At 68.3% G+C, this 21,962-nt stretch carries 18 protein-coding genes; 4 read left to right on the forward strand and 14 right to left on the reverse strand.

Going from position 1 to position 21,962, the window contains the following annotated elements:
- Positions 1-4: 4 nt before the first annotated feature.
- The 3 genes from BM345_RS27590 to BM345_RS27600 form a co-directional block, all read right to left on the reverse strand.
- Positions 5-4,015 (reverse strand): autotransporter outer membrane beta-barrel domain-containing protein, encoded by a 4,011-nt coding sequence (locus tag BM345_RS27590; RefSeq protein ID WP_175545175.1) that lies wholly within the window; start codon positions 4,013-4,015, stop codon positions 5-7.
- Between the two features lie 165 nt (positions 4,016-4,180).
- On the reverse strand, positions 4,181-6,058 hold the full coding sequence (locus BM345_RS27595; protein ID WP_093386492.1) for an AMP-binding protein: 1,878 nt from the start codon (positions 6,056-6,058) through the stop codon (positions 4,181-4,183).
- Positions 6,059-6,072: 14 nt separating this feature from the next.
- Complete coding sequence (locus BM345_RS27600) at positions 6,073-7,158, reverse strand: Zn-dependent alcohol dehydrogenase (RefSeq protein ID WP_093386495.1); 1,086 nt, start codon at positions 7,156-7,158, stop codon at positions 6,073-6,075.
- A gap of 194 nt (positions 7,159-7,352) precedes the next feature.
- Between BM345_RS27600 and BM345_RS27605 the strand changes: the two genes are divergently transcribed.
- From BM345_RS27605 to BM345_RS27620, 4 genes are read left to right on the forward strand one after another with little or no spacing between them, the layout of a single operon-like run.
- Entirely contained in the window at positions 7,353-8,855 is a 1,503-nt protein-coding gene (locus tag BM345_RS27605) for an aldehyde dehydrogenase family protein (RefSeq protein WP_093386497.1), read from the forward strand.
- A gap of 26 nt (positions 8,856-8,881) precedes the next feature.
- Entirely contained in the window at positions 8,882-11,542 is a 2,661-nt protein-coding gene (locus tag BM345_RS27610; protein WP_175545176.1) for a winged helix-turn-helix domain-containing protein, read from the forward strand.
- A gap of 54 nt (positions 11,543-11,596) precedes the next feature.
- Positions 11,597-12,784 (forward strand): lipid-transfer protein, encoded by a 1,188-nt coding sequence (locus BM345_RS27615; RefSeq protein ID WP_093386501.1) that lies wholly within the window; start codon positions 11,597-11,599, stop codon positions 12,782-12,784.
- Positions 12,785-12,824: 40 nt separating this feature from the next.
- A complete protein-coding gene (locus BM345_RS27620) occupies positions 12,825-13,655 on the forward strand; it encodes an SDR family NAD(P)-dependent oxidoreductase (protein ID WP_093386504.1) in 831 nt (276 codons plus the stop codon).
- A 368-nt stretch (positions 13,656-14,023) separates the two neighbouring features.
- Here the strand turns inward: BM345_RS27620 and ccmI are convergent, their stop codons facing one another.
- The 11 genes from ccmI to BM345_RS27675 are packed head-to-tail and all read right to left on the reverse strand — an operon-like array spanning position 14,024 to position 21,947.
- A complete protein-coding gene (ccmI, locus tag BM345_RS27625) occupies positions 14,024-15,226 on the reverse strand; it encodes a c-type cytochrome biogenesis protein CcmI (protein ID WP_093386506.1) in 1,203 nt (400 codons plus the stop codon).
- On the reverse strand, positions 15,223-15,660 hold the full coding sequence (locus BM345_RS27630; protein ID WP_093386509.1) for a cytochrome c-type biogenesis protein: 438 nt from the start codon (positions 15,658-15,660) through the stop codon (positions 15,223-15,225). The genes ccmI and BM345_RS27630 overlap by 4 nt, the downstream gene beginning before the upstream one ends.
- A complete protein-coding gene (locus BM345_RS27635; RefSeq protein ID WP_093386511.1) occupies positions 15,657-16,178 on the reverse strand; it encodes a DsbE family thiol:disulfide interchange protein in 522 nt (173 codons plus the stop codon). Before BM345_RS27635 ends, BM345_RS27630 begins: the two co-directional genes overlap by 4 nt.
- Positions 16,175-18,178, reverse strand: coding sequence for a heme lyase CcmF/NrfE family subunit (locus BM345_RS27640; RefSeq protein WP_093386514.1), 2,004 nt, complete (start codon positions 18,176-18,178; stop codon positions 16,175-16,177). The genes BM345_RS27635 and BM345_RS27640 overlap by 4 nt, the downstream gene beginning before the upstream one ends.
- Positions 18,175-18,621 carry a cytochrome c maturation protein CcmE gene (gene ccmE / locus BM345_RS27645; RefSeq protein WP_093386517.1) on the reverse strand — a complete coding sequence of 149 codons (447 nt, stop codon included), beginning with the start codon at positions 18,619-18,621 and terminating at the stop codon, positions 18,175-18,177. Before ccmE ends, BM345_RS27640 begins: the two co-directional genes overlap by 4 nt.
- The gene (gene ccmD, locus BM345_RS27650; protein WP_093386519.1) at positions 18,611-18,748 is read right to left on the reverse strand and encodes a heme exporter protein CcmD; all 138 of its coding nucleotides are present in this window, start codon (positions 18,746-18,748) and stop codon (positions 18,611-18,613) included. Before ccmD ends, ccmE begins: the two co-directional genes overlap by 11 nt.
- Positions 18,745-19,515, reverse strand: a complete 771-nt coding sequence (ccmC, locus tag BM345_RS27655; RefSeq protein ID WP_093386522.1) for a heme ABC transporter permease CcmC — start codon at positions 19,513-19,515, stop codon at positions 18,745-18,747. The genes ccmD and ccmC overlap by 4 nt, the downstream gene beginning before the upstream one ends.
- 11 nt (positions 19,516-19,526) lie before the next feature.
- A complete protein-coding gene (gene ccmB / locus BM345_RS27660) occupies positions 19,527-20,192 on the reverse strand; it encodes a heme exporter protein CcmB (RefSeq protein ID WP_093386524.1) in 666 nt (221 codons plus the stop codon).
- Complete coding sequence (ccmA, locus tag BM345_RS27665; protein WP_093386527.1) at positions 20,158-20,799, reverse strand: cytochrome c biogenesis heme-transporting ATPase CcmA; 642 nt, start codon at positions 20,797-20,799, stop codon at positions 20,158-20,160. The genes ccmB and ccmA overlap by 35 nt, the downstream gene beginning before the upstream one ends.
- A 13-nt stretch (positions 20,800-20,812) precedes the next feature.
- Positions 20,813-21,487, reverse strand: coding sequence for a cytochrome c3 family protein (locus BM345_RS27670; RefSeq protein WP_093386530.1), 675 nt, complete (start codon positions 21,485-21,487; stop codon positions 20,813-20,815).
- Positions 21,488-21,500: 13 nt separating this feature from the next.
- On the reverse strand, positions 21,501-21,947 hold the full coding sequence (locus BM345_RS27675; RefSeq protein WP_093386532.1) for a nitrate reductase cytochrome c-type subunit: 447 nt from the start codon (positions 21,945-21,947) through the stop codon (positions 21,501-21,503).
- Between the last annotated feature and the right edge of the window lie 15 nt (positions 21,948-21,962).

The raw sequence follows: 21,962 nt of genomic DNA on the forward strand, positions 1-21,962 counted from the left end.
CGCCTCACCACGTGTACTTCGCTCCGACACGAGCCGTCACGTTGCGGTAGTTCTGATTGCCCCACTGGTAGCCGAGATTCGTCCAACCGGTCCAACCCCTGTCGAATTGCGCATTGACGCCCAGCTTCAGCTCGTAGCGGTTGCTGGGGTACAGGTCGCCCAACTGCAACTGGTTCAAGCGCACCGCGTTGTCGACGTTGTCGTGCCACCAGTTGATCGTGAAGTACGGCTGCGTGCGTCGACCGTCCTCGTGAATCCAGGTCCGGTGCATGCGCACGCCCAGGCGGGAAACCCAGCCACCGCCCTCGCTGCCGTTGATTGCCGTGCCGTTGGGCTCGGTGATGTCGTCCTCGTCGTAGTGGATGTAGATGAGCTGGGCTTGCGGTTCGACAATCCAGTCGCTGTCCTCACGGATGCGCCTGGCGTAGCCCGTCTCCGCCGAAAGCGCCAGAGAATTGGAGTCGTATCGCACCTGCGGCAAGAGGTCGCCCTGGACCGTGTTCCTGTACCAGCCGTAGTTGCCCCACACGTCGACGTACCAGCCGAGCTTCTTGGGATCCTCGTCGTTTTGGAACCAGGTCGCATAGGCGCCGGCGCTCCAACCTTCGGTCGTGCCCTCGGCGCGCGCCGGGTTCGCGTAGGCGCTGGCGTCGCTGGTGGCGCTGCCATAGCCCAGCATCAGGCCCAGGTGGAGGCGATCGGGTGGGGTCTCGTCTTGATCCTTGAGCACGGACCAGCGCGCAACGTCGCCACCGCCCTGGATCAGCCAGCTGCGGGTATCGACATCGAAGTTGCCGTCACTGCTGCTCGTCTTTCCGTCCTTGCCCACCACACGCAGCCAGCCGGAGCGCCGCTTGTCATCAGGCTCGTCGAATTTCTGCGTTTCGACCCATTGGGGCTCGCCCAAGCGGTCATGCATGCTGTGCAAGAACATCCCCGCGGCCTGCCGCTGATTGGAAAGATAGGCGCCGACCTCAGGCCGGTAGAGAGGCCGCGGCGCGGGCGTCGGCGCAGGCACCGGGTCGTCCGACGGCACGGGTGGCACCGGTGGCACGGGTGGCCCGGGTGGCCCGGGTGGCCCGGGTGGCCCGGGTGGCGCAGGCGCTTCGGAACGAAGGTACCAGGCGTTGGCGTTCGATGCGTCGATGCTGCTTCGATAGAGGCGGTATTCGTAGGGGCCGGCGACCGCGCGACCGGAAAGTGCAAACGCCGTAGCTGCGGTCGTGCCGCCATTGACCGCATCGACCACCTGGATGCCACTGGCCTGGGTGACCGCGCCAGACCCGCCTGCGTTCGTGATGCGCAGCAGCGTCCTCCCGGTGACCGCGCCAGCGTCGACGGCCAGTTTGTCCGAGGGCGCGCCGTCGCCAGCGAGGACAGTATTCAGACCAATCAAGGCACCGTTGCTGCCCACGTGGCTCTTGACAGTGAGCGTCTTGAAACCGGCGCCACCTGGCGGCGAAAAGAGAATCTGGCTCGCATCGTGCGTGAGGTTCGTGACGTTCGAGCTGCCGGTCAGGTTCCATACCGTGCCGTTTTGCAAGCTGAGGTTTGACGTGCTGCCAGCGGCCGTGAACGCTGATCCCGTCAAGGTGGAGGCGCTCGCGACGATGCTTGCGTCGCCTTGAGACACGGAAATCGGCGCCTGCAGAGTCGGTCGCGACTTCTGGGCGCCGGCCGGTGGATCCGGCGGCAGCGGATCGGCGGGCGGAAACTCGCCGACCCCGCCAATGGGCGGCTCTGGTTCTGCCAGCAAAGGGAAATCCGCCACTGTTGCGACCCGCAGCCACTCGCCGCTTTCCGATCCCACGTGCGTGCTCACCAGGCCTACGCTTGCCGGCCCACCGATCGCAATGGCCGGCGCAGATCGGCTGCCAAGGGTGCTGCCCGAGAAGGTGGCAATGGAGACCTTGCCCGTCGCGCCGGCGGCGTAGAGCGCCGATGCGTTGGCCCCCGTCGCAGTCACCGTCGCGTTCTCGCCAATGATCCGCCCGCCGGTCTCGGCGACCGCACCGTGGGCATTGCTGCCCGTCGAGAAAATCGAGCTTTGCCGAATGCTGACCGCGCTGGGGTTGTCACGCGCCAGCATGCCGTGGGAGATCAGGCCTTCCGTGCGTACAGTCGTGCCCGTGGCGTCGACAGCGCCGCCGCCGATGGCGCGCAATCCGACAGAGTTGTCGCCGTGGGTCGTGATGGAATTCTGGCCGGTCAGCGCGATCGTGGCTGGCGCCTCCAGGAAGCTGCGCGATGCCAGGGCGCCGTGCGCGTTGAGCCCGAGGGTCTCCACCGAGATGTTGGTGCCATTGATGGCGGCGGCGAACTTTGGCCCGGCCTGCTCTACCACCGAGAACAGGCCAATCCCGCCAAGCCCTTCGGTGCGAATCGTGTTGCCACGGAGGTTGGTGGTGCCGCCGTCATCTGCAACGGCCCCCATGCCTCCTTTCCCCGCTACGCGGACCGCCGTGTTGGTGGACGTCAACGTGCCTCCTGGGTTGCGCGAAGCAAGCCCATGCGGGCGGGCGCCTGCGCGTGCCTCGCTGCCGCTGGTTGTGACGGACCCGCCGATGAGATCGATTCGGCCGCCGAGATCGGCCAGCACTCCCATGGAGTTGTCGGGCCCCGTGGTGTTGATCACCACGTTCGTTGCCGTGATCGCCGCATTGGAAGCGCCCAACGCCGTGCCGTTCTTGGCATGGGTGGTGATGGAGCCGCCGTCGAGCGTCACCGCGGCGCCAGTCGTGGCCTGTACCCCTGATGAAAGGCTGTCGCTCGTCGGCGCGCCAAGCACGATGGTGTTCGTGAATTCTGCCGTGGAGCCGGCGCCCTCCACCAACACGGCGCTTCCGCCTTGCGCTCCGCCCGACGAACTGGTCACGGTGCTGTCTTTCATGGCCAGCGCTGCGCCGCCGGCCACATTGACTGCGAGGCTGCGGTTGCCGGTGGCCGTGAACTGGGAACTCTCGACTGCGGCCGTCGAGCCCGCGCCTTGGATGTGCAGCGCGTAGCCGGTCTGACCCTCAGCCAGCGCCTTGACGCGCGTCAAGGCGAGCTGACCGCCCGACAGCGCCGCTGCCGCGGCCGCAACTGTCACCGCATTGCCGGCGCCGCTTGCAGTCAAGGTGCTGTCGGCGAGCTGGATCACTCCGCCGAGCTCTGCGCGGGCTGCACTGCCCAAGGTAGCCGTGGTCGTCGATGAAATGCCGGCACCAGCGACGACTGACCCGGCGCCGGTGGCCAGTAGTGCCAGGGAAGGCAGCGGGTTGGTGCCGGTCGTTTGGAGGCCGCTGGTCGTGACGTTGAAGCCATTGCTCAAATCGACCCTGCCACCGCTCTCCGCAGAAACGCCGATCCCCGCGCGCCCGCCGGCGGTGACCGCGCCGCCGGAGAAGGCGATGCGACTGCCCTCGCCGACCGCACGAGCGCCGACGATACCCGTGCCGTTGGTGCCGGTGTTCATGGAGACTGCGCTGTTGGTCAAGGTCAGGACCCCGCCGGCCTCCGCCGATACCCCCACCAGGTTGATCCCGGTCGTGGTGCCGAGCCCCATGATGATGGAGGCAGCGCTGGCCCCAATCGAGCCACCGTCGGTGGCTCGCAGGCCGATACGGCCGGCGGCGTTGCCCAGCGCCCCAGAGGTCGCGCTCAGAATCCCGCGATCGAAGCTGATTGCCGCGCCCTGCTCGGCAAGAGCACCGGTCGTACCCAAGGTCAGGAGGTTGACCAGCGCTTCGTTGGCCGTGATGAGGCCGCTTGCGCCGGTAGCCCGCAGTCCGATGGCATTGGCAGTTGGGACATTGACGGAACTGCCAGGGGGCACGGTGCATGCCGTGTTGTTAACGACGACAGGTGCAGGACATGTCTGGGCCCAAACCTGCCCCGCGAGAGTCGCGACAAGCAAGAAAGCCGCGGCGCTGGTCGATCGGATGACCCAGCGTGAGGCGCTCGCGCAATCAGGGTGCGCCCTGCGCAACTGGGCGTTGCGGAAGGTGCCGGGGCCACGTGCCTTCTTGTTCATTGCCCGCCTCCTGGCGAATGCAGCCTCCGAACCGGCCTGGCCAGAGCAGGCTCGCATGTGGCCTAGAGACTCGATCGGCTCCCTGAACTCTGCGCGATGGTGGCGGAGGCCGACGGCAATGTCCAGCACATGGGGCAAACGGCCAACCGAAGTCCGCGCGCTTTCTCAGTCGATCCGGGCGATAGCGGCATCGGCCCGATCGGCGTAGAGCACGTCGATCAGGTGCGCACGTCGCTGCCGCGTGATGGCCTGGTTCACATAGCCTTTGTCGGCGATCTCGTAGGCATCCGGCGACGGCGCCTCGGCCATCAGCATCACTCGGTACACCTGCTGGCTGCCGGGGCCGGTCTGCGTACGCAGCATGGCGCGCAAGGCACCGATCACCAGCGGATGCCGGATCAGCGTCTCGACCGGCGCTTCTGCCAGCTCGGGCGCCAGGCTGCGGCATTGCGCGACGTTCGGCCACGCCAGCGCGGCCACCTTGTCGCGGTCGTGGCCGCAGATCACCGCGTCGGCCAGCAGCGGCGCGCAGGACTCGACCAGGCCCAGGCGAACCGCGCCGGTGCGCACCCAGGTGCCGCTGCCCAACTTGAAATCCTCGACGCAGCGGCCGGCATAGCGCAGGCCCGCCTCCGGGGCTTGCGGATCGGCCAGCCGGACCGCGTCGCCCAGGCAGTAGTAGCCCTCGTCGTCGAAGGCGGCTGTGCTCAGGTCCGGGCGTTTGAGGTAGCCGGGGAAGACGTGGGGACCGCGCGTGCGGATCTCGTAGCGGCCCTCCTCGCCTTCCAGCGGGACCAGCTTGAGTTCGACGCCCGGACCGGGCAGGCCGATGTTGTCCACCTCTTCCCCCGGCATCGTAAAACCCGACCCAAGGCCGGTGGTCTCAGTCGCACCGAAGCCGGAGGCGAAGACGATGCGCTGGCCCACGGTGCGCACCGCCACGTCCTGGAAGCGCTTCCAGACGTCGCGCGCCAGGCTGGCCCCGCCATAGCCGGCGAAGTTCAGGCGCGAGAAGAAGGAGTGGGCCAGTGCCTCGTCGCGCTCCAGTTCGGCGCTCAGCATGGCCCAGGCCGCCGGCACGTTGGCGTAGAACGAGGGCGAGACTTCGCGCAGGTTCTGCACCGTGCGCCCGAACAGCGCAGGCAGGGGCCGGCCGTCGTCGATGTAGAAGGAGCCACCTGTGACGAACAGGCGGCCCAGGTTGGCCACGGCGCCGAAAGCGTGGCTCCAGGGCAGCCAATCCAGCATCACCACTGTCTCGGCGAGCATGGGGCGGTGCATGTAGCGAATCTGTCCGATCATGGCCGCGGCATTGCGGTAGTGCAGCGGCACGCCCTTGGGAACGCCGGTCGAGCCCGAGGTGAAGAAGATGCGCGCCACGTCGCGCTCGGCATCGATGGCCTGGTGCGCGGCCTGCACGGCGGCCCGCCTCTGGGGCGTCATGGGCGTCTCGATGAGCGATTGCCACGTGATCTGGCCCGCGGTGCTGCCCTGGACCGCGATAATCTCGGCGGCCGGGGTTCCCAGCACTTCCAACGCCTTGGCGAAGGGCCCGAGCGACTGCACGAAGACCGCGGCCGGCTCGACCAGCGCGTGCATGTCGATCAGGCGCGTGAACTCTTGGCTCATCAGCGCGGCGGCCGGGGTGACCGGCGCCGTCGGGATGCCGACGTAGTCGGCCGCCATGGTGAGCACGGCCAGCTCGATCGAGTTGCCTGACAGGATCATCAGCGGCCGCGTCTGCGACAGGCCCAGCTCAAGCAGTGCGGCAGCGACCGAGAGCATCTGGCGGTGGAACGCCGCCCAGTCGACGGTGCGCCAGCTGTCGGGCCCGTTGCGCTCGGCCAGCGCCACCTGAGCGCCGCGAGATTGCGCCCATTGGGCAACGAATTCGCTGAAGCTGGACTCGGCGATCACGCCCGGCTCGTCCAGGGACTTCATCAACAGGGTGCCGTCAGCGAGACGCTGGTGCGATGCAGCCGAGTTCAGCAGCTTCGAGTCGCGATAGCTCGCCTGGGCCGAGCCTTGTGGTGCATAGGACATGGCGTTCTCACTGCTTACTGTTCGAACACGATGACCGAACGGGCCAGTTCGCCGCGGCGCAGTTCGTCGAAGGCCTCGTTGATCTGGTCGAGCCGCAGGCGGCGCGAGATCATCGGGTCCAGGTGCAGCTTGCCGGCCATGTAGAAGTCGACCAGGCGCGGCATGTCCACCGGAAAGCGGTTCGATCCCATCACCGAGCCCTGGATGCGCCGCTCGTGCAGCAGGTGGTTCGGGTCCAGTTCCAGCTTCACACCGGGCTTGATCATGCCGATCACAGTCGCAGTGCCGCCGCGGCGCAGCATCGCAAAGGACTGTTCGGCGGTCGCCTTCAAGCCGATGCATTCGAAGGAGTAGTGCACGCCGCCGTTGGTGAGATCGCGCACGGCCTTCACCACGTCGCCGTCGGCGGCGTTGATCACGTCGGTGGCGCCGAACAGCTTGGCCAGGTCGAGCTTGCCGGGGAGCATGTCGATCGCGATGATGCGGCCGGCGCCGGCCAGCGCCGCGCCGTTGATCGCCGCCAGCCCGATGCCGCCGCAGCCGATGACCGCCACCGTCTCGCCCGGCCGCACGCCCGCCGTGTTGAACACCGCGCCCGCGCCGGTAGTGATGGCGCAGCCGATGAGGGCTGCGCGGTCCAGTGGCATGTCGCGCCGAATGGCGACGCAGGCGTGCTCATGCACCAGCATCTGCTCGGCGAAGGCCGACAGGTTGCCGAACTGGGGCATGGGCTTGTGCTGGTAGGACAGGCGCTGCTCTTCCCCCTTGCCGCGCCGGGTGTCGGGCGAGACGCACAGCGAGAGGTGGCCGGTAAGGCAATGGTCGCAATGCCCGCAGTAGGCCGACAGGCAGGTCACCACGTGATCGCCGGGCTTGACGGTGCGCACCAGCGCGCCGACCTGCTCGACAACCCCGGCTGCTTCATGACCGAGCACCACAGGCGCCGGGTGCGGCAGCATGCCGTCAACAAAGTGCAGGTCGGAGTGGCACACACCGGCCGCGACGGTGCGGATCAGCACCTCATGCGGACCGGGCTTGTCGATGGAAATGTCCTCGATGAGGAGTGGCGTGCCGGGGCTGTGGAAAACGGCTGCTTTCATTGTCTCTATCTCTTTCAAGTTGCTGAAGCTGACGGGGTGGCGCGAGGTTAGAGCGCACCCGCGAGCGATTCACCACTCCGGTGGAGTGGCGCGCGGGCCCTCGCCACTCCACCGGAGTGGTGCGCGCCACCCCCGCCTCTGCAATCCTTTGCCGCGAGTGAACTTCAATCCCCAATGACGACCGAGACGACGCCATGACCACCAACCTGACCATCGAGCAACAAGCCTCGGCCCTGGCCGCCGGCTTCCTGGCGCAGCCGCTGCAGAACTTCATCGGGGGCAAATGGATGCCCGCCCAGTCGGGCGAGATCCTGGGCGTGGTGGATCCCGCGACCCATCACTTGCTGGGCCAGGCCGCTGCCGGTGGCGCCGCCGACATCGACATGGCCGTGAAGGCCGCGCGCCAGGCTTTCGACGCCGGCCCCTGGGCGCGTATGCCGCCCGCGGGCCGCTCGCGGCTGATGCACCGGCTGGCCGACGCGATCGATGCCCACGCCGACGAACTGGCGCTGCTCGAATCACTGGACAACGGCAAGCCGCTGAAGATCGCCCGCATCGGCGACGTGGCGCTGGCCTCGGAGTGCCTGCGCTACATGGCAGGCTGGGCCACCAAGCTCAACGGCGAGACGATCTCGTCGTCGATGCCTGGGCAATGGCACGCCTACACGCTGCGCGAGCCGATCGGCGTGGTCGGTGCCATCGTGCCGTGGAACTACCCGCTGATGATGGCCGTGACCAAGATTGCGTCCGCTCTGGCCGCGGGCTGCACCATCGTGCTCAAGCCGTCTGAGCAGACGCCGCTGACGGCCGTGCGCCTGGCGCAGCTCGTAGAGGGCGCGGGCTTTCCGCCCGGCGTCGTCAACGTCGTCACCGGCCTGGGCACGGTAGCGGGGCAGGCGCTGGTCGCGCATCCGCTGGTGGACAAGATCACCTTCACCGGGTCGACGGCCGTGGGCAAGGCCATCGTGCAGGAGTCCGTGCGCACCATGAAGCGCGTGACCCTGGAGCTGGGCGGCAAGTCGCCCTTCATCGTGTTTCCCGATGCCAACCTGGAACAGGCCGTCACGGCAGCCGTGCACAGCATCTTCGGCAACACCGGCCAGATGTGCATCGCCGGCTCGCGCCTGTATGTCCACCGGAAGGTGTACGACGACGTGGTCGGTGCCATCGCCGGCGCCGCGGGCAAACTGCGCGTGGGCTCGGGCCTGGACCCGCGCACCGAGATCGGCCCGCTCGTGACCCCCGAGCACCTCAAGCGCGTTACCGGCTACATCGAGGCAGGCCGGCAGGCGGGCGCACAGGTCATCGCAGGCGGCGGCGTCATCGAGGGCGCCGGCAACTTCGTGCAGCCGACGGTGCTGACCGGCACGCTGCCCGACATGTCGGTGATGCGCGAGGAGATCTTCGGCCCTGTACTGTGCGCCATGCCCTTCGAGGACGAGGACCTGGACACCATCGCGCGCCTGGCCAACGACACCCACTACGGCCTGTCGTCGAACATCTGGACGCGCGACATCAGCGTGGCCCACAAGCTGGCCCGCAAGATCAAGGCAGGCACCGTGCGGGTCAACGCGCCGGCCGGGCTGGACCTGGCGCTTCCCTTCGGCGGCTACAAGGAGTCCGGCGTCGGGCGCGAATTGGGCCGCGAAGGCGTCGACGCATACACCGAGCTCAAGTCGGTGGCCATCGCGCTCTGATGCAACCTGCCGGCAGGCGCACGACTATGCAAGGCGCCAGGCTGCTGCCCAGCACCAAGTTCTCGCCACCAAGGACGGGTGCCCGGTCGGTGCTGCGACAACACCTGCTGTACCGGCTGCAGCAGAGCCGCCAGTGCCGGCTGGTCCTCGTCACCGGCGGGGCGGGCTACGGCAAGACAACCTTGCTCGCGCAGCGGCGCAAGGAACTGCTGAAGGCCGGCGAACAGGTCGCGTGGCTGTCGCTGGTGGCCGAGGACGGGCAGCTCGTGCCCTTCTGCGCGAGCCTCATCGGCGCATTGCGGAAAGCGGGCGTGCCGATCGAGCAGGAGCTTCCCTACCCGGCCGGCGCCGACCGCGGCAGCTCGCCCGAGCCCGTGGCGTGGGCGATGGTCAATGCGCTGGCCAAGGTCCAGCAAGACGTGCACCTGATGATCGACGACTTCCACCACGTCGACGATTCGCAGGTCAACAAGCTGCTGCAGACGCTGGTCGACTGCGCCCCGGACCGGCTCTACTTGGTTCTGGCGTCGCGCGCCACGCCCGGCCTTCTGCTGGGGCGGCTGCGCGCGAGCGGCGAGCTGGCCGAGATCGACTGCGCGGACCTGAGTTTCGACTTCCACGAGAGCCTGTCCTTCCTCAAGGAGAACCTCGACGCGGCGATCGACGCCGATGGCGCGCACTGGATGCACGCGCTCACCGATGGCTGGCCAATTGGGCTGCAACTGATGACGATCGCGTTCAAGGCGGATCCGAACGCACGCACGCGGCTGCGCCGGTTGATGCCCCGGACAGCCGACCTGCGCGCCTACCTGCTGGAAGACGTCATCGCCCACCTGCCTTCCGAGCTGCTGGGCTTCCTGGAACGCATCTCGATCCTGCGCAGGTTCAATGCCGACCTGGCCGCCATGGTCACCGAAACGCCCGACGCGGCCGCGCTGATCGCGCAGGCCGAGCGCCGGAACTTGTTCGTCTTTGCCGTCGATTCTGACGACGGCTACTCATGGTTCCGCCTTCACCCGCTGTTCGCCGAGTTCCTCTGCGAACGCCTGGCGCCTCGCGAGTCAGCCCGCCTCTCCCTTCGCGCCAGCGCCTGGTTCGCCGAGCGCGAGTTGCTGGCCGAAGGCATCCGCTACGCCCTGCTGGGCGAGGAACCGGAGGGCGCGCTCAGGCTCATCGAGCGCAGCGCACCCCGGACGCTCGACCTGAGCCACCTGGGCGCCTTCCTGCGCTGCTTCGATCGCCTGCCGGCCGGCACCGCACTGCGGCACCCTGGCGTGCTGGTGACCGCCTGCTGCACCTTCGTGCTGGGCGGCCGCTACGACGACGCGCAGCGTTGGCTCGACCAGATTCCACCGGGGCAGGCCGATGCGCAGATGCAGGCACAGATCGGCGTGCTGAGAGCCATGATCGCCAGCAGCCGGGAAGACACCGAGGAGATGTGGAAGTGGATCGCACCATGGGCCGACTACCCCTTCTCGGATCCATTCTTCTCGCACGTGCGTACCGCGATGATCGTCGCCTGCCATGGTGTCGCCGGCCGGCACCTGGAGGCCCGGCGCCACTACGAATCGGCGGTGGCACGAATCACGCGCACCAGCGACGACGAAATGGCCATCCTGGCCACGCTGCACCTGGCACATTCCGCGCTCCGTCAGGGCGACATACCGCGGGCGCAACAGACTGCGGCCGAATGCCTCGCGCGCGCCGAGCAGCGATTCGGACGGCGCTCGATCAGCGCTAACGGCTGCGCCGCGGTGCTGGCCGACGTGCTCTACGAGTCCAACCGCGTCGACCAGGCGCGCGAGGCCCTGGCCAACCGGCTCGACATGCTGCAATCCGCGTCGCGCCATGCGGCCGCGCACGCGATGCTCTGCCATGCCAAGCTCCTGGAGGTCGAAGACAGCCCGCAGGCCGCGCTCCTGGCCCTGGCGCAGGAAGAGGCACGCATCCGCCAGGCAGGCACCGACCGGGCACTCGCCAACGTATTGGCCGAGCATGCGCGCATCGGGCTCGCTCAGGGCGACGTGGACCGCGCGATCCAGCTGGCGACCGAGCTCGACGAGCTCGCGGCGAAGCATCGGGATGCCAGCGGCTTGCTCTCGCAAGTTCCGGTCATGGCCGCACTGGTGCATGCGAGGATCGCCCTGGCCACCGGCAAGCCAGTGCTCGCGCTGGGAGAGCTCGAACGGGTCGCCCGCCACGCAACAGCGCACGGATGCTCGCGTCTCCTGGTTACCGCCGAACTGCTCGCCGCACTGGCACTCGACGCCCTGGGGCGTGCCGACGAATCCCTGCCGCGCTGGCACGCCGCGTTGGCGCTTTCGCAGCGGCGCGGCCTGCTGCGGACGGTGATCGACGAAGGCGCCGAGGTAGGCGCTGCGCTGGTCCGTCTCGAGCCGCCGGCGGATGAGAGGTTGTGCGAGTACCTCGTGCAGCTGAGCGATGCCTTCGCCGTGCGCGAGCAGGCGAATGACGACCCGCGCAGCCCCCCGGAGGGCACGAAGCTGACGCGGCGCGAGGGCGAGATCCTGGAGTTGCTCGCACAGATGATGTCAAACAAGCGGATCGCACTCACGCTGGACATCACCTACGAGTCCGTCAAGTGGAACCTGAAGAACATCTTTCGCAAGCTCGGCGTATCTACCCGCTACGACGCGGTCACGCGGGCGCGCAGGCTGCAGGCCTGACCCGCCTGCAGCCTCCCTCTTCCCTTTTCATTGAATCCCACAGGAGATAGACCCATGACACAAGCAGTCGTCGTTGCCGGAGTCGGCATGATCAGCTTCAGGAAGCCTGGCGCCAGTGCCAGTTACATCGAGATGGGGGCGCAGGCCGCCCGCCTCGCGCTCGACGATGCGGGCATCGGCTACGACCTGGTCCAACAGGCCTATGTCGGTTACGTGTACGGCGATTCAACCAGCGGCCAGTCAGCCCTGTACGAAGTGGGCCTGTCGGGCATACCGATCGTCAACGTCAACAACAACTGCTCGACAGGCTCGACGGCGTTGTTCCTGGCACGCCAGGCGGTGCAAAGCGGCGCAGTCGACTGTGCGCTGGCACTGGGCTTCGAGCAGATGCAGCCGGGTGCGCTCGGCAACATGTACAACGACCGCCCCGCCGCCATGGGCAACTGCTTTGGAGTCGCGGACATCCTCGCCCACGACGTGCCGGACATGCCCATGGCGATCCGCATGTTCGGCGGCGCCGGCCGCGAACACATGCAGAAGTACGGCACCCAGCTGGAGACCTTTGCCGCCATCCGTGCGAAGGCCAGCCGGCACGCTGCCAACAACCCGCTGGCCCTCTTTCGCAAGGAAGTCACGGTGGATGACGTGATGAACGACGTGCAGATCTGGCCCGACGTGATGACGCGCCTGATGGCTTGCCCTCCGACCTGCGGAGGAGCGGCCGCCATCATCGTCTCGGAACGCTTCGCCAAGAAGCATGGCCTGCGCACCGACGTGTGCATCCTGGGCCAGGCCATGACCACCGACGCCGTGAGTTCCTTCGAGCCACCCTCGATGATCAGGATGGTGGGCTTCGACATGGCGAAGGCGGCCGCGCAACAGGTGTATGAGCAGGCCGGCGTCGGCCCCGTGGACATCCGCGTGTGCGAGCTGCACGACTGCTTCGCGCACAACGAGCTGCTCACCTACGAAGCGCTGGGCTTCTGCCCCGAAGGCGGCGCCGAGCAGTTCGTCATGGATGGCGACAACACCTATGGCGGCCAGGTCGTGACCAATCCCTCGGGCGGCCTCTTGTCCAAGGGCCACCCGCTGGGAGCCACCGGCCTGGCTCAGTGCTACGAACTGACCCATCAGTTGCGTGGCACGGCCGAAGCGCGGCAAGTGAAAGGCGCCGAGCTGGCCCTCCAGCACAACCTGGGCCTGGGCGGCGCCTGCGTGGTCACGCTGTACGGCCGCGCGTGATCCCCCTCCTTTTCTCTTTTTCCATTCCCAATACAAGCACATGACCAAGCTCACTGGAAAGACCGCACTCGTCACCGGCTCTGGCCGAGGCATCGGCCGCGCTCTGGCCCTCAAGCTCGCCGCCGAAGGCGCGCGAGTCGTCGTCAACGACCTGGACGCCGAACCGGCCCACGCAGTGGTCGAGACCATCCGCGGCCAAGGCGGCGAAGCCGTCGCCTGCCCCGGCAGCGTGACCGCACCCGACTTTGCCGAGCGCTTCGTCAAGACCGCCGTCGACCGCTTCCAGGGCATCGACATCGTCGTCAACAACGCCGGCTACACCTGGGACAACGTGATCCAGAAGATGAGCGACGAGCAGTGGGACGCCATCCTCGATTGCCACCTGAAGGCGCCCTTCCGCATCCTGCGTGCCGCCTATCCGGTGATCAGCGCCGCGGCCAAGGCCGAGGCGGCGCAGGGCAAGGAAGTATTCCGCAAGGTGGTCAACATCTCGTCGATTGCCGCCGGCGGCAACGTGGGCCAGGCCAACTACTCGTCGGCAAAGGCGGGCCTGATGGGCATGACCAAGACGCTGTCGCGCGAATGGGGGCGCCTGAAGATCAATGTGAACGCTGTCGCCTTCGGCCACATCGAGACGCGCCTGACTCAGGCCCTGGCCGGCACGGACAGCAAGACGGTGAGCATCGAGGGCCGCGAGATCAAGGTGGGCATCCAGCAGTCCATGATCGACGCCAGCAAACACACGATCCCGCTGGGCCGCCCGGGCACACCGGAAGAAGCAGCTGATGCGGTCTACCTGTTCTGCGCGCCCGAATCCAACTACGTGTCGGGCCAAGTCCTCGTTTGTGGCGGTGGTTTCGGAAACGTCTGAGTGGCGAAGCGAAGGGCCGGATCAGACTGGTAGCAGCCAGTCGATTTCCGCCGGCGAGCGTCGGAGGCCGCGGATAGCTGACGTTCGCGCTTTTATGCGCGACCGGCTGGTCTACTTGGAAACTTGACCTTCGCTGTCCAGTGCTGCCAACGACCAGGGCCACGACGTTTTGAATGGCTGTTTCCCAACGTCGCGAAATGGCGTTCAGGGCCCGTTGCTGTCCCTCATGCTCAAGAGCCGTTCGACCGGTGTGCCTCTTAGAACAGACTTTCGTCGCATGCCGTCGGATGTGACCTTTGCAACCGAGGGCCGAAAGGCGACGGCACTACTGCGCATCCAGGCCATGGAGCCCGATCAAACAAGCAGCGTCACTTTTCTTGTTCGCTCGCGAGTAAGGAAATACCGTCTTGACCGAGGGTGACGTCGCGCACGACCCCGTACAGATCGCCAGGTTGCGACGCCGCTTGGCCGGACGCGCTCACTCGCACCTCCACGATCACTGACGAGAAGCGTGACAAGGGCCGTTCTGGCGTCATCGCCACGCTGTCGTCGAGAACGAAGCGCGCTGGAAGGTCCTTGGCCGAAAGGCGCAGCACTGCCACTGGCATGGGCCCGGCCGATGTCGCCCGCGCCAGGACGAAAACGGTGGCCTGCGGCGCAACCCGGTTGCGCAGTTCCGGCGCAATCGATACGGTGCCACTGATGTGCGCCGCGGGGCTGGGTCGGCTCGGCGCCGGTGGTGCGTCCAGGTGCGCCAGGTTGGCCTCGATGCTGCGCCGCGCTTCGGAGTCTGGCGGCATCAACTCGCGCACGGCTTGCCAGCGGGCGCGCGCCAAGGCCGCATCGCCGCGCTGATAGGCCGCCATTCCGGCCAAGGCCAGTGCCTTGGGATGTTGGGAGTCGACGGCCAGTGCGGCGTCGATGGCCTCCTGCGCCGGCCCACCCAGGTCGCCCTTGCGGGCCGAGCCAAGCGCATCCGCGTAGTCGGCAAGCAGTTGCGGCTGGCCTGGCGCCAGCTCAATCGCCTTGCGGTAGGCCAGTACTGCATCGTCGTAGCGTTGCAGGACCTCGTAGGAGCGCGCCAGCATGGTCCAGCCTTCCACGTCGGCAGGCTGCGCCTGCAGGCGCGCGGCCAGCGCCGCCACCAGCTGTTGCAGATCCTGGCCCGCGCGCTCATGCGAGCCGGCCGGGGCGGCCGCCAGTGCAGCCGCAGCCCGCGGATCACCCACCTGTTGATAGAGCAGCAGCGCCGCCGCCGGCAGCGCGAGGCTCAAGACAAGGGCCACGCCCCAGCCCATCCAGGGCTTTTCCGGCCTTGTGGGAGCCGAAGGCCGAGACGCTTCATCGAGCAACTGGCGCTGCAGGTCATCGACGGCCTGCGCCCGGTCTGCGGGGTCCAAGGCCTGCGCATCCTGGTCGTGCGCGAGTTGCGCCAACTGTTCGGCGTAGACGCGGCGCGCGAGCGCCTGTTGCGTCGTGCCGATCGCGTCGTGGGCTTTGAAGAGCGGCGCCAGCACCAGCGCGAGCGCCAGCGCGATGAGTACAACGACCGTTAGCCACAGGGCAGTCACGGCGAGTCGCCCTTCAGCAAGGCCGCGGCGCGCGAACGCTCGGCGGGTGTCAAGGGCTGAGGCGCTGCGCGTTGACGCCGCCGCACGATGCGAGCGAGCACGGCCAGGCCCAGCAGCAAGAGCGCGAAGGGCCCGAGCCACAACAGCCAAGTCGAGGGCCTGAAGGGCGGGTCGTAGCGCACGAAGGCGCCATAGCGCTCCTCGAAGTAGTCGCGGATCTGGGCCTCGCTGCGCCCGGCGGCCAGCTGCTCGTGAATCTGCCTGCGCATGTCGAGCGCCAGCGGCGCGTTCGATTCGGCCAGGGTCTGGTTCTGGCAGACCATGCAGCGCAGGCTGGTGGCCAGCGCGACCTCGCGTTCTTCCAGCCCCGGTGCGGCCTGCACCCGCCCCAATGCCGCGAGCAAGGCCAGCAGCAGGAGCCAGCGGTGCGTCATTGCAGGCTCCGAACCAGCGGCAGCAGCTCGCTCTGCCAGATCGCTGCTGTCACCGGCCCGGGATGGCGCAAGCGGATGAGGCCCTCGCGATCGATCACGAAAGTCTCGGGCACGCCGTAGACGCCGTAGTCGATGCCGACGCGACCGTCGTTATCGACGGCCGAAGCGCGGTAGGGATTGCCGTGCCGGCGCAGCATGCTGCGTGCGGCTTCGTCCTGGTCCTTGTAGTTCAGGCCGTACAGCGCGACGCCGTCGCGGCGCGCGGCGTCCTGCAGCACCGGCAGTTCCTCGCGGCAGGGCGCGCACCAGGAGGCCCACACGTTGAGCAGCCAAACCTGCCCGCGCAACGCGTCGGTCTGCAGGTGCCGCTGCGGGTCTTCCAGCAGTGGCAGGTCGATGGCGGGGGCCGGCTTGCCGACCAGCGCCGAGGGCAGCCGACGCGGATCCCGGCTCAGCCCGGCCGCCAGCAGGATGGCCAGCACCAGGAAGATCGCCAGCGGCAGCTTGAAGCGCATCAGGTGCCCTCCCGCGGCATCGCTTGCAATGCAGCGGCCGGCCCGGACGCGGCGCGTGGCGCGCGCGACAGCCGATAGCGGCGATCGGTGGCGGCCAGCATGCCACCCAGCGCCATCAGGAGGCAGCCGGCCCAGATCCAGGCCATGTACGGCTTCACATGCAGGCGCATGGTCCAGGCACCATCGCCCGCAGGCTCGCCCAGCGCGACGAAGAGATCGCGCGTTACGCTCACGTCGATCGCGGCCTGCGTGAGTGGCATCTGCTGGGCCCGGTAGCTACGCTTTTCCGGATGCAGCGTCACGACCTCGCGCCCGGCCCGGCTCACCACCACGCTGGCGCGCTGGGCGTCGTAGTTCGGGCCGCGAACCGGCCCGATGCTCGCAAAGCGGAAGTCATGGCCGGCCAGGGACACCGTCTCGCCCACGCGCACGCTCAGCTCGCGCTTGCTCTCGAAGCCGTCGGCCAGCGTCGCGCCGAAGATGAACACGCCGACGCCGGCGTGGGCAAGCAGCATGCCCCACCAGCCGCGTGGCTGGCGGCGCGCCCTGGTGCGCCAGTCGCCCGGGCCCTCGCGCAGGCGCTGCCAGGCGTGCAGGCCAGCACTGCCGAGCGCCCAGCCGGCCAGCAGCAGGGCGAAGGTAGAGACCGGCGACCAGGCACGCTGCTCGGCCGGCAGGGCGAAGGGCCACAGCACGGCGGCCCCGCCCGCCACCGCCAGCGCCCAGCGCAGGCGCCGGGCCAGTTCGGGAAGCTGGGCGTTCTTCCATCGCGCCATGGGCCCCACGCCCATGAGGAAAATGGCGGGCGCCATCAGCGGCACGAACACGGCTTCGAAGTACGGCGGCCCGACCGAGATCTTCTCGCCGCGCAACACATCCAGCGCGAGTGGGTAGAGGGTGCCGAGCAGCACCGACATGGCCGCGGCGGTGAGCACCACGTTGTTGGCCAGGAGCAGCGATTCGCGCGAAAGCAGGCCGAAGCTGCCGCCCAGCCCGATGCGCGGCGCGCGCCAGCCGAAGAGCAGCAGCGAGCCGCCCACCACCGCCACCATGAAGGCCAGGATAAACAGGCCCCGGCCCGGATCGACCGCGAAGGCGTGCACCGAGGTCAGCACGCCCGAGCGGACCAGGAAGGTGCCAAGCAGGCTTAGCGAAAAGGTAAGGATGGCCAGCAGCACTGACCAGCTGCGAAAAGCACCGCGCTTCTCGGTGACGGCCAGGGAATGCAGCAGCGCGGTGCCGGCCAGCCAGGGCATGAAGGAGGCGTTCTCCACCGGGTCCCAGAACCACCAGCCGCCCCAGCCGAGCACGTAGTAGGCCCAGGCGCTGCCCAGCAGGATGCCCAGCGTCAGGAACGTCCAGGCAGCCGCCGTCCACGGGCGCGACCAGCGCGCCCAGGCGGCATTCAGCTCGCCCGAGAGCAGCGCCGCGATGGCAAAGGCAAAGGCCACCGAGAAGCCCACGTAGCCCATGTAGAGCATGGGCGGATGGATCACCATGCCCGGGTCCTGCAGCAGCGGGTTGAGGTCGCGCCCTTCCAGTGCCGGGGGCATCAGGCGCGCGAAGGGGTTCGACAGGAACAGGATGAAGAGCAGGAAGCCCACGCTGAGCCATCCCATCACCGCCAGCACCCGCGCCACGAAGGCCGGCGGCAGTTGCCGGCTGAATCGCGCCACCGCCAGCGTCCAGCCCGACAGCATGCACAGCCACAGCAGCATGGAGCCTTCGTGCCCGCCCCACACCGCCGCAAAGCGGTAGGCGGTGGGCAGCTCGGTGTGCGAGTTGGAGGCCACGTAGAGCACCGAGAAGTCGTTTTGCAGGAAAGACGTCGCCAGGCAGGCGAAGGCCAGCAGGGCCATGGCGAACTGGCCGATGGCGGCCGGGCGCGCCACCGCCATCCAGCCGGCCACGCCCCAGTGCGCACCGGCCAGCGGCAGGCTGCCCTGCACCAGCGCCAGCAGCAGCGCCAGCACCAGCGCGAACACGCCCAGCTCCGGGATCATTGCGGACCCCCCGGTGCGGACGGACGGGCCTGTTCCAGCGCCGCTGCGGCCTCGGGCGGCATGTAGTTCTCGTCGTGCTTGGCCAGCACCTGGCTGGCCATGAAACTGCCGTCGTCCTGCAGGCGGCCCGATACCACCACGCCCTTGCCTTCGCGAAACAGGTCGGGCAGCAGGCCGCGGTAGTGCACCGGCACCCGCTGCGCCCGGTCGGTCACCACGAAGCTCAGCGCCAGGCCGTCCGCGGCCTTGTGCAACGACCCTTCCTCCACCAGCCCGCCCAGCCGGAAGGCGCCGGCACGTGGCGCGGCATGGCCCACCACCTGGGTCGGCGTGAAGAAGAACACCAGATTCGACTGCAGTGCATCGAGCACCAGCCAGGTCGCGGCGCCCAGCGCCATCAATCCTGCGGCGACGAAGGCCAAGCGGCGGTTCCTAGGCTTCATCCGCAAGCTCCTGCGGTGGCAGCTGCCGGCTGCGCCGTGCCAGGTGCCAGACCTCGACGGCCAGCAGCAGCACCGGCACGGCGTAGGCCGCGACGATGAAGAAGACATGGGCGCCAGCCTGGCTCATGCACCCCTCGCCAGCGCGTCGCGTTCGGCAATCAGGCAGCGCACCCGTGCCAGGGCGGCCGCCACCGAATAGGCCCAGCACGCGAGCGCCATCAGCAACAGGCCAAGGACCATCGTGCGGGCCATCGTCGGCGCCGCGGTGAAGCTGATCGAGGCGCCCTGGTGCAGCGTGCTCCACCACTGCACCGAGAAATAGATGATCGGGACGTTGACGACGCCGGCCAGGAGCAGGATCGCCCCGGCCCGGTCGGCACGCCGCGGATCGTCGATGGCAGAGACCAGTCCCAGGTACCCCAAGTACAGGAAGAGCAGGATCAGCTCGGAGGTCAGGCGCGCGTCCCACACCCACCAAGTGCCCCAGGTCGGCTTGCCCCAGGCCATGCCGGTCCACAGGGCGATGACGGTGAAGAGCGCGCCGGTCGGCGCCAGGGCGCGCGCCATCAGCGGCGACAGGCGGGTATGGAAGACCAGGCCCAGGCCCGCATGCAGCGCGGCCACTAGGTAGATGAACATCGACATCCAGGCTGCCGGCACATGGATGAAGATGATGCGGTAGACCTCGCCCTGCTGGTGGTCGGTGGGTGCCACGACGAAGCCGACGAACAGCCCGGCCGCCGCGAGCACGCCCGCGAGCGCCGCGAACCAGGGCAGCGCCCGCCCGGCCCAGTGATGGAACACCGGCGGCGAGGCCAGGCGCCGCCAACGGGCGCGTGGCGCGCCGCCTGACACGCGCTGCAGGGCGGGATCGAGGGGGCGCAGGCCATCCATCGCGGGGCCCTTCATTCCAGCGCGAGCCGCAGCGCGGCCGAGATCGCCCAGGGGCACAGCACGGCGGCCAGCAGCAGCCAAGCTCCCAGGATCGACAGGTGCGGGCCGACCGGCATGCTCTGCTGGCTGGCGCCGACCGCGCCGCTGCCGAACACCAGCACCGGCACGCACAGCGGCAGCACGATGAGCGCGAGCAAGGCATTGCCGCGCAGGCCAAGGGTGAGCGCGGCGCCGAGCGCCCCGAGCAGCGACAGCGTCGGCGTGCCCAGCAGCAAAGAGGCGAGCAGGACGGCGATCGACGCCGTGGACAGGTCGAACTGCAGGCCCAGCAGGGGCGCCACCAGCAGCAGCGGCAGGCAGGTCACGAGCCAGTGGGCCGCGACCTTGGCCCAGACCAGCGCGAGCAGGGAACGTGGGGACAGTAGCAGCTGTTCCAGCACGCCGTCTTCCAGTTCGGGCAGGAAGAGCCGGTGCAGCGAGACCAGCAAGGCGAGCAGCGCCGCGACCCAGACCACGCCCGGACCGATGGTGCGCAGCAGTACCGGATCGGGCCCCGCGGCCAGCGCGAACAGGGTGCCCACCACCACGAAGAACAGCAGCGCACCGAGTGCATCCATCGGCCGCCGCGCCGCCGTGCGCAGTTCACGCTCGACGATCGGGATCACGGCGAGGAGCATCGTTGAATTCGTCCATGTCCAGGGCATCGCCGCTGCCAGCCCGGTGTGTCGCGACCACCGCCAGGCCGCCGCCTTGCGTGTGTTCGGCCAGGCACGCTTCGAGTATCGCTTCGCCACCCGTGTCCAGCCCGGCATGCGGCTCGTCCAGCAGCCACAGCGGTCGCCGGCTCAGCAGGACGCGCGCCAGTCCGAGGCGGCGGCGCTGGCCCTGCGACAGCAGGCGCACCGGATCGTTCTCGCGACCGGCCAGCTGCAGGCGTTCGAGCACCGTACGACTGACCGCCGCATCCGGCCGCTGCCCGGCGATGTGCAGCGAGAAATCGAGGTTCTCGCGCAGCGTGAGTTCGCCGCGCCATCCGTCGGCGTGGCCCAGGTAGGCCAGTTGCGCGCTGAAGTGCGCACCCCGCGCCGCGATCGGCCGGCCCCGCCAGTGGACTTCGCCGCGCGCGGGTTGCAGCAGACCGCACAGCAGGCGCAGCAGGCTGCTCTTGCCGCTGCCGTTGGCGCCGCGGACCTGCAAGGTCGCGCCGGCCTGTGCCGAGAACGTGAGCCCGGAAAAAACCAGGCGCCCGGCGCGCGTGCATGCCAGGTCACAAACGGCCAGCATGGGTTGCAAGACCTCAGCCACCCTTCTTTGCGGCCCCGGGCTCGGCGGTGGGCGCCAGCGCCTCGCCGCCTTCCTTGGGCACCACTTGCCCTGGCGAGTCCGAGGGCCCCTGGCCCGGCGGGATGTGCGGCAGGTGGTGCGCGATGCCCTTGTGGCAATCGATGCAGGTCTTCTCCTTGTTGGCCAGGTAGGTCGTGTGCATGTTCTGCGCGCGCGCACTCTGGCGCGTGAAGTCCATGTACTCGTAGTCATGGCAGTTGCGACACTCGAGCGAGTCGTTCGCCTTGAAGCGGGCCCACTCGTGCTGCGCCAGCTCGAGCCGCTTGTCGACAAACTTCTCGCGCGTGGCGATGGTGCCGAAGATCTTTCCCCAGACTTCCTTGGAGGCCTGCATCTTGCGCGCGATCTTGTCGGTCCAGTCGTGCGGCACGTGACAGTTAGAGCACATCGCGCGCACGCCGGAGCGGTTGGTGTAATGGATGGTCGTCTTCAGTTCGGCAAACACGTTGTCGCGCATCTCGTGGCAACCAGTGCAGAACTTCTCGGTGTTGGTCAGCTCCATCGCGGTGTTGAAGGCGCCCCAGAAGATGATCCCGCCAATGAAGCCGCCCAACGTCAGGAAGCCCAGGCTGTAGTGCACGCTGGGCCGGCGGATGATGGTCCAGTAGCGCTTGAGGCGTTCGATCATGCTGGGCTGCCTCTCATTTGCCGCTTGGCGCCGGGACGCCTTCAAACGCGTTGCCGACGATCGGCAGCACCGGCTCCTGTGTCACGTGGCACTGCATGCAGAAGTAGCGCCGCGTCGAGACCTGCGGCAACACCTTGCCGGCGCGGTCCAGGTAGTGCGTGGGGCTGATCGGGATCGCCAGGGAGAACTCCGTCTTGGCCCGCGCGTGGCAGTCCAGGCACTTGTTGAAGTTCTTGTCGATCTGGTAGCCGTCCACCCGGTGCGGGATGGTGGGCGGCTGCATGTCGTAGTTGCGCGGGCGGCGCACGTCGTCGTTGACCGCGTTGGTCAGGCGCGGCGGGTCGGTCGGCTGGTTCACCGCCACCGGGCCGCGCGCCGCGTCCACCAGGCCGGTGTCCGGTTGGGCACTGGCCACGAGCGCCACCAGGCCCAGCAGGAGAAGGAGATGGCGCAGCTTCATGGCGGGCTCGTTCGC

Origin of the sequence: Variovorax sp. OV329 (assembly GCF_900114785.1) — a bacterium.
In the GTDB taxonomy this organism is placed as follows: Bacteria; Pseudomonadota; Gammaproteobacteria; order Burkholderiales; family Burkholderiaceae_C; genus Variovorax.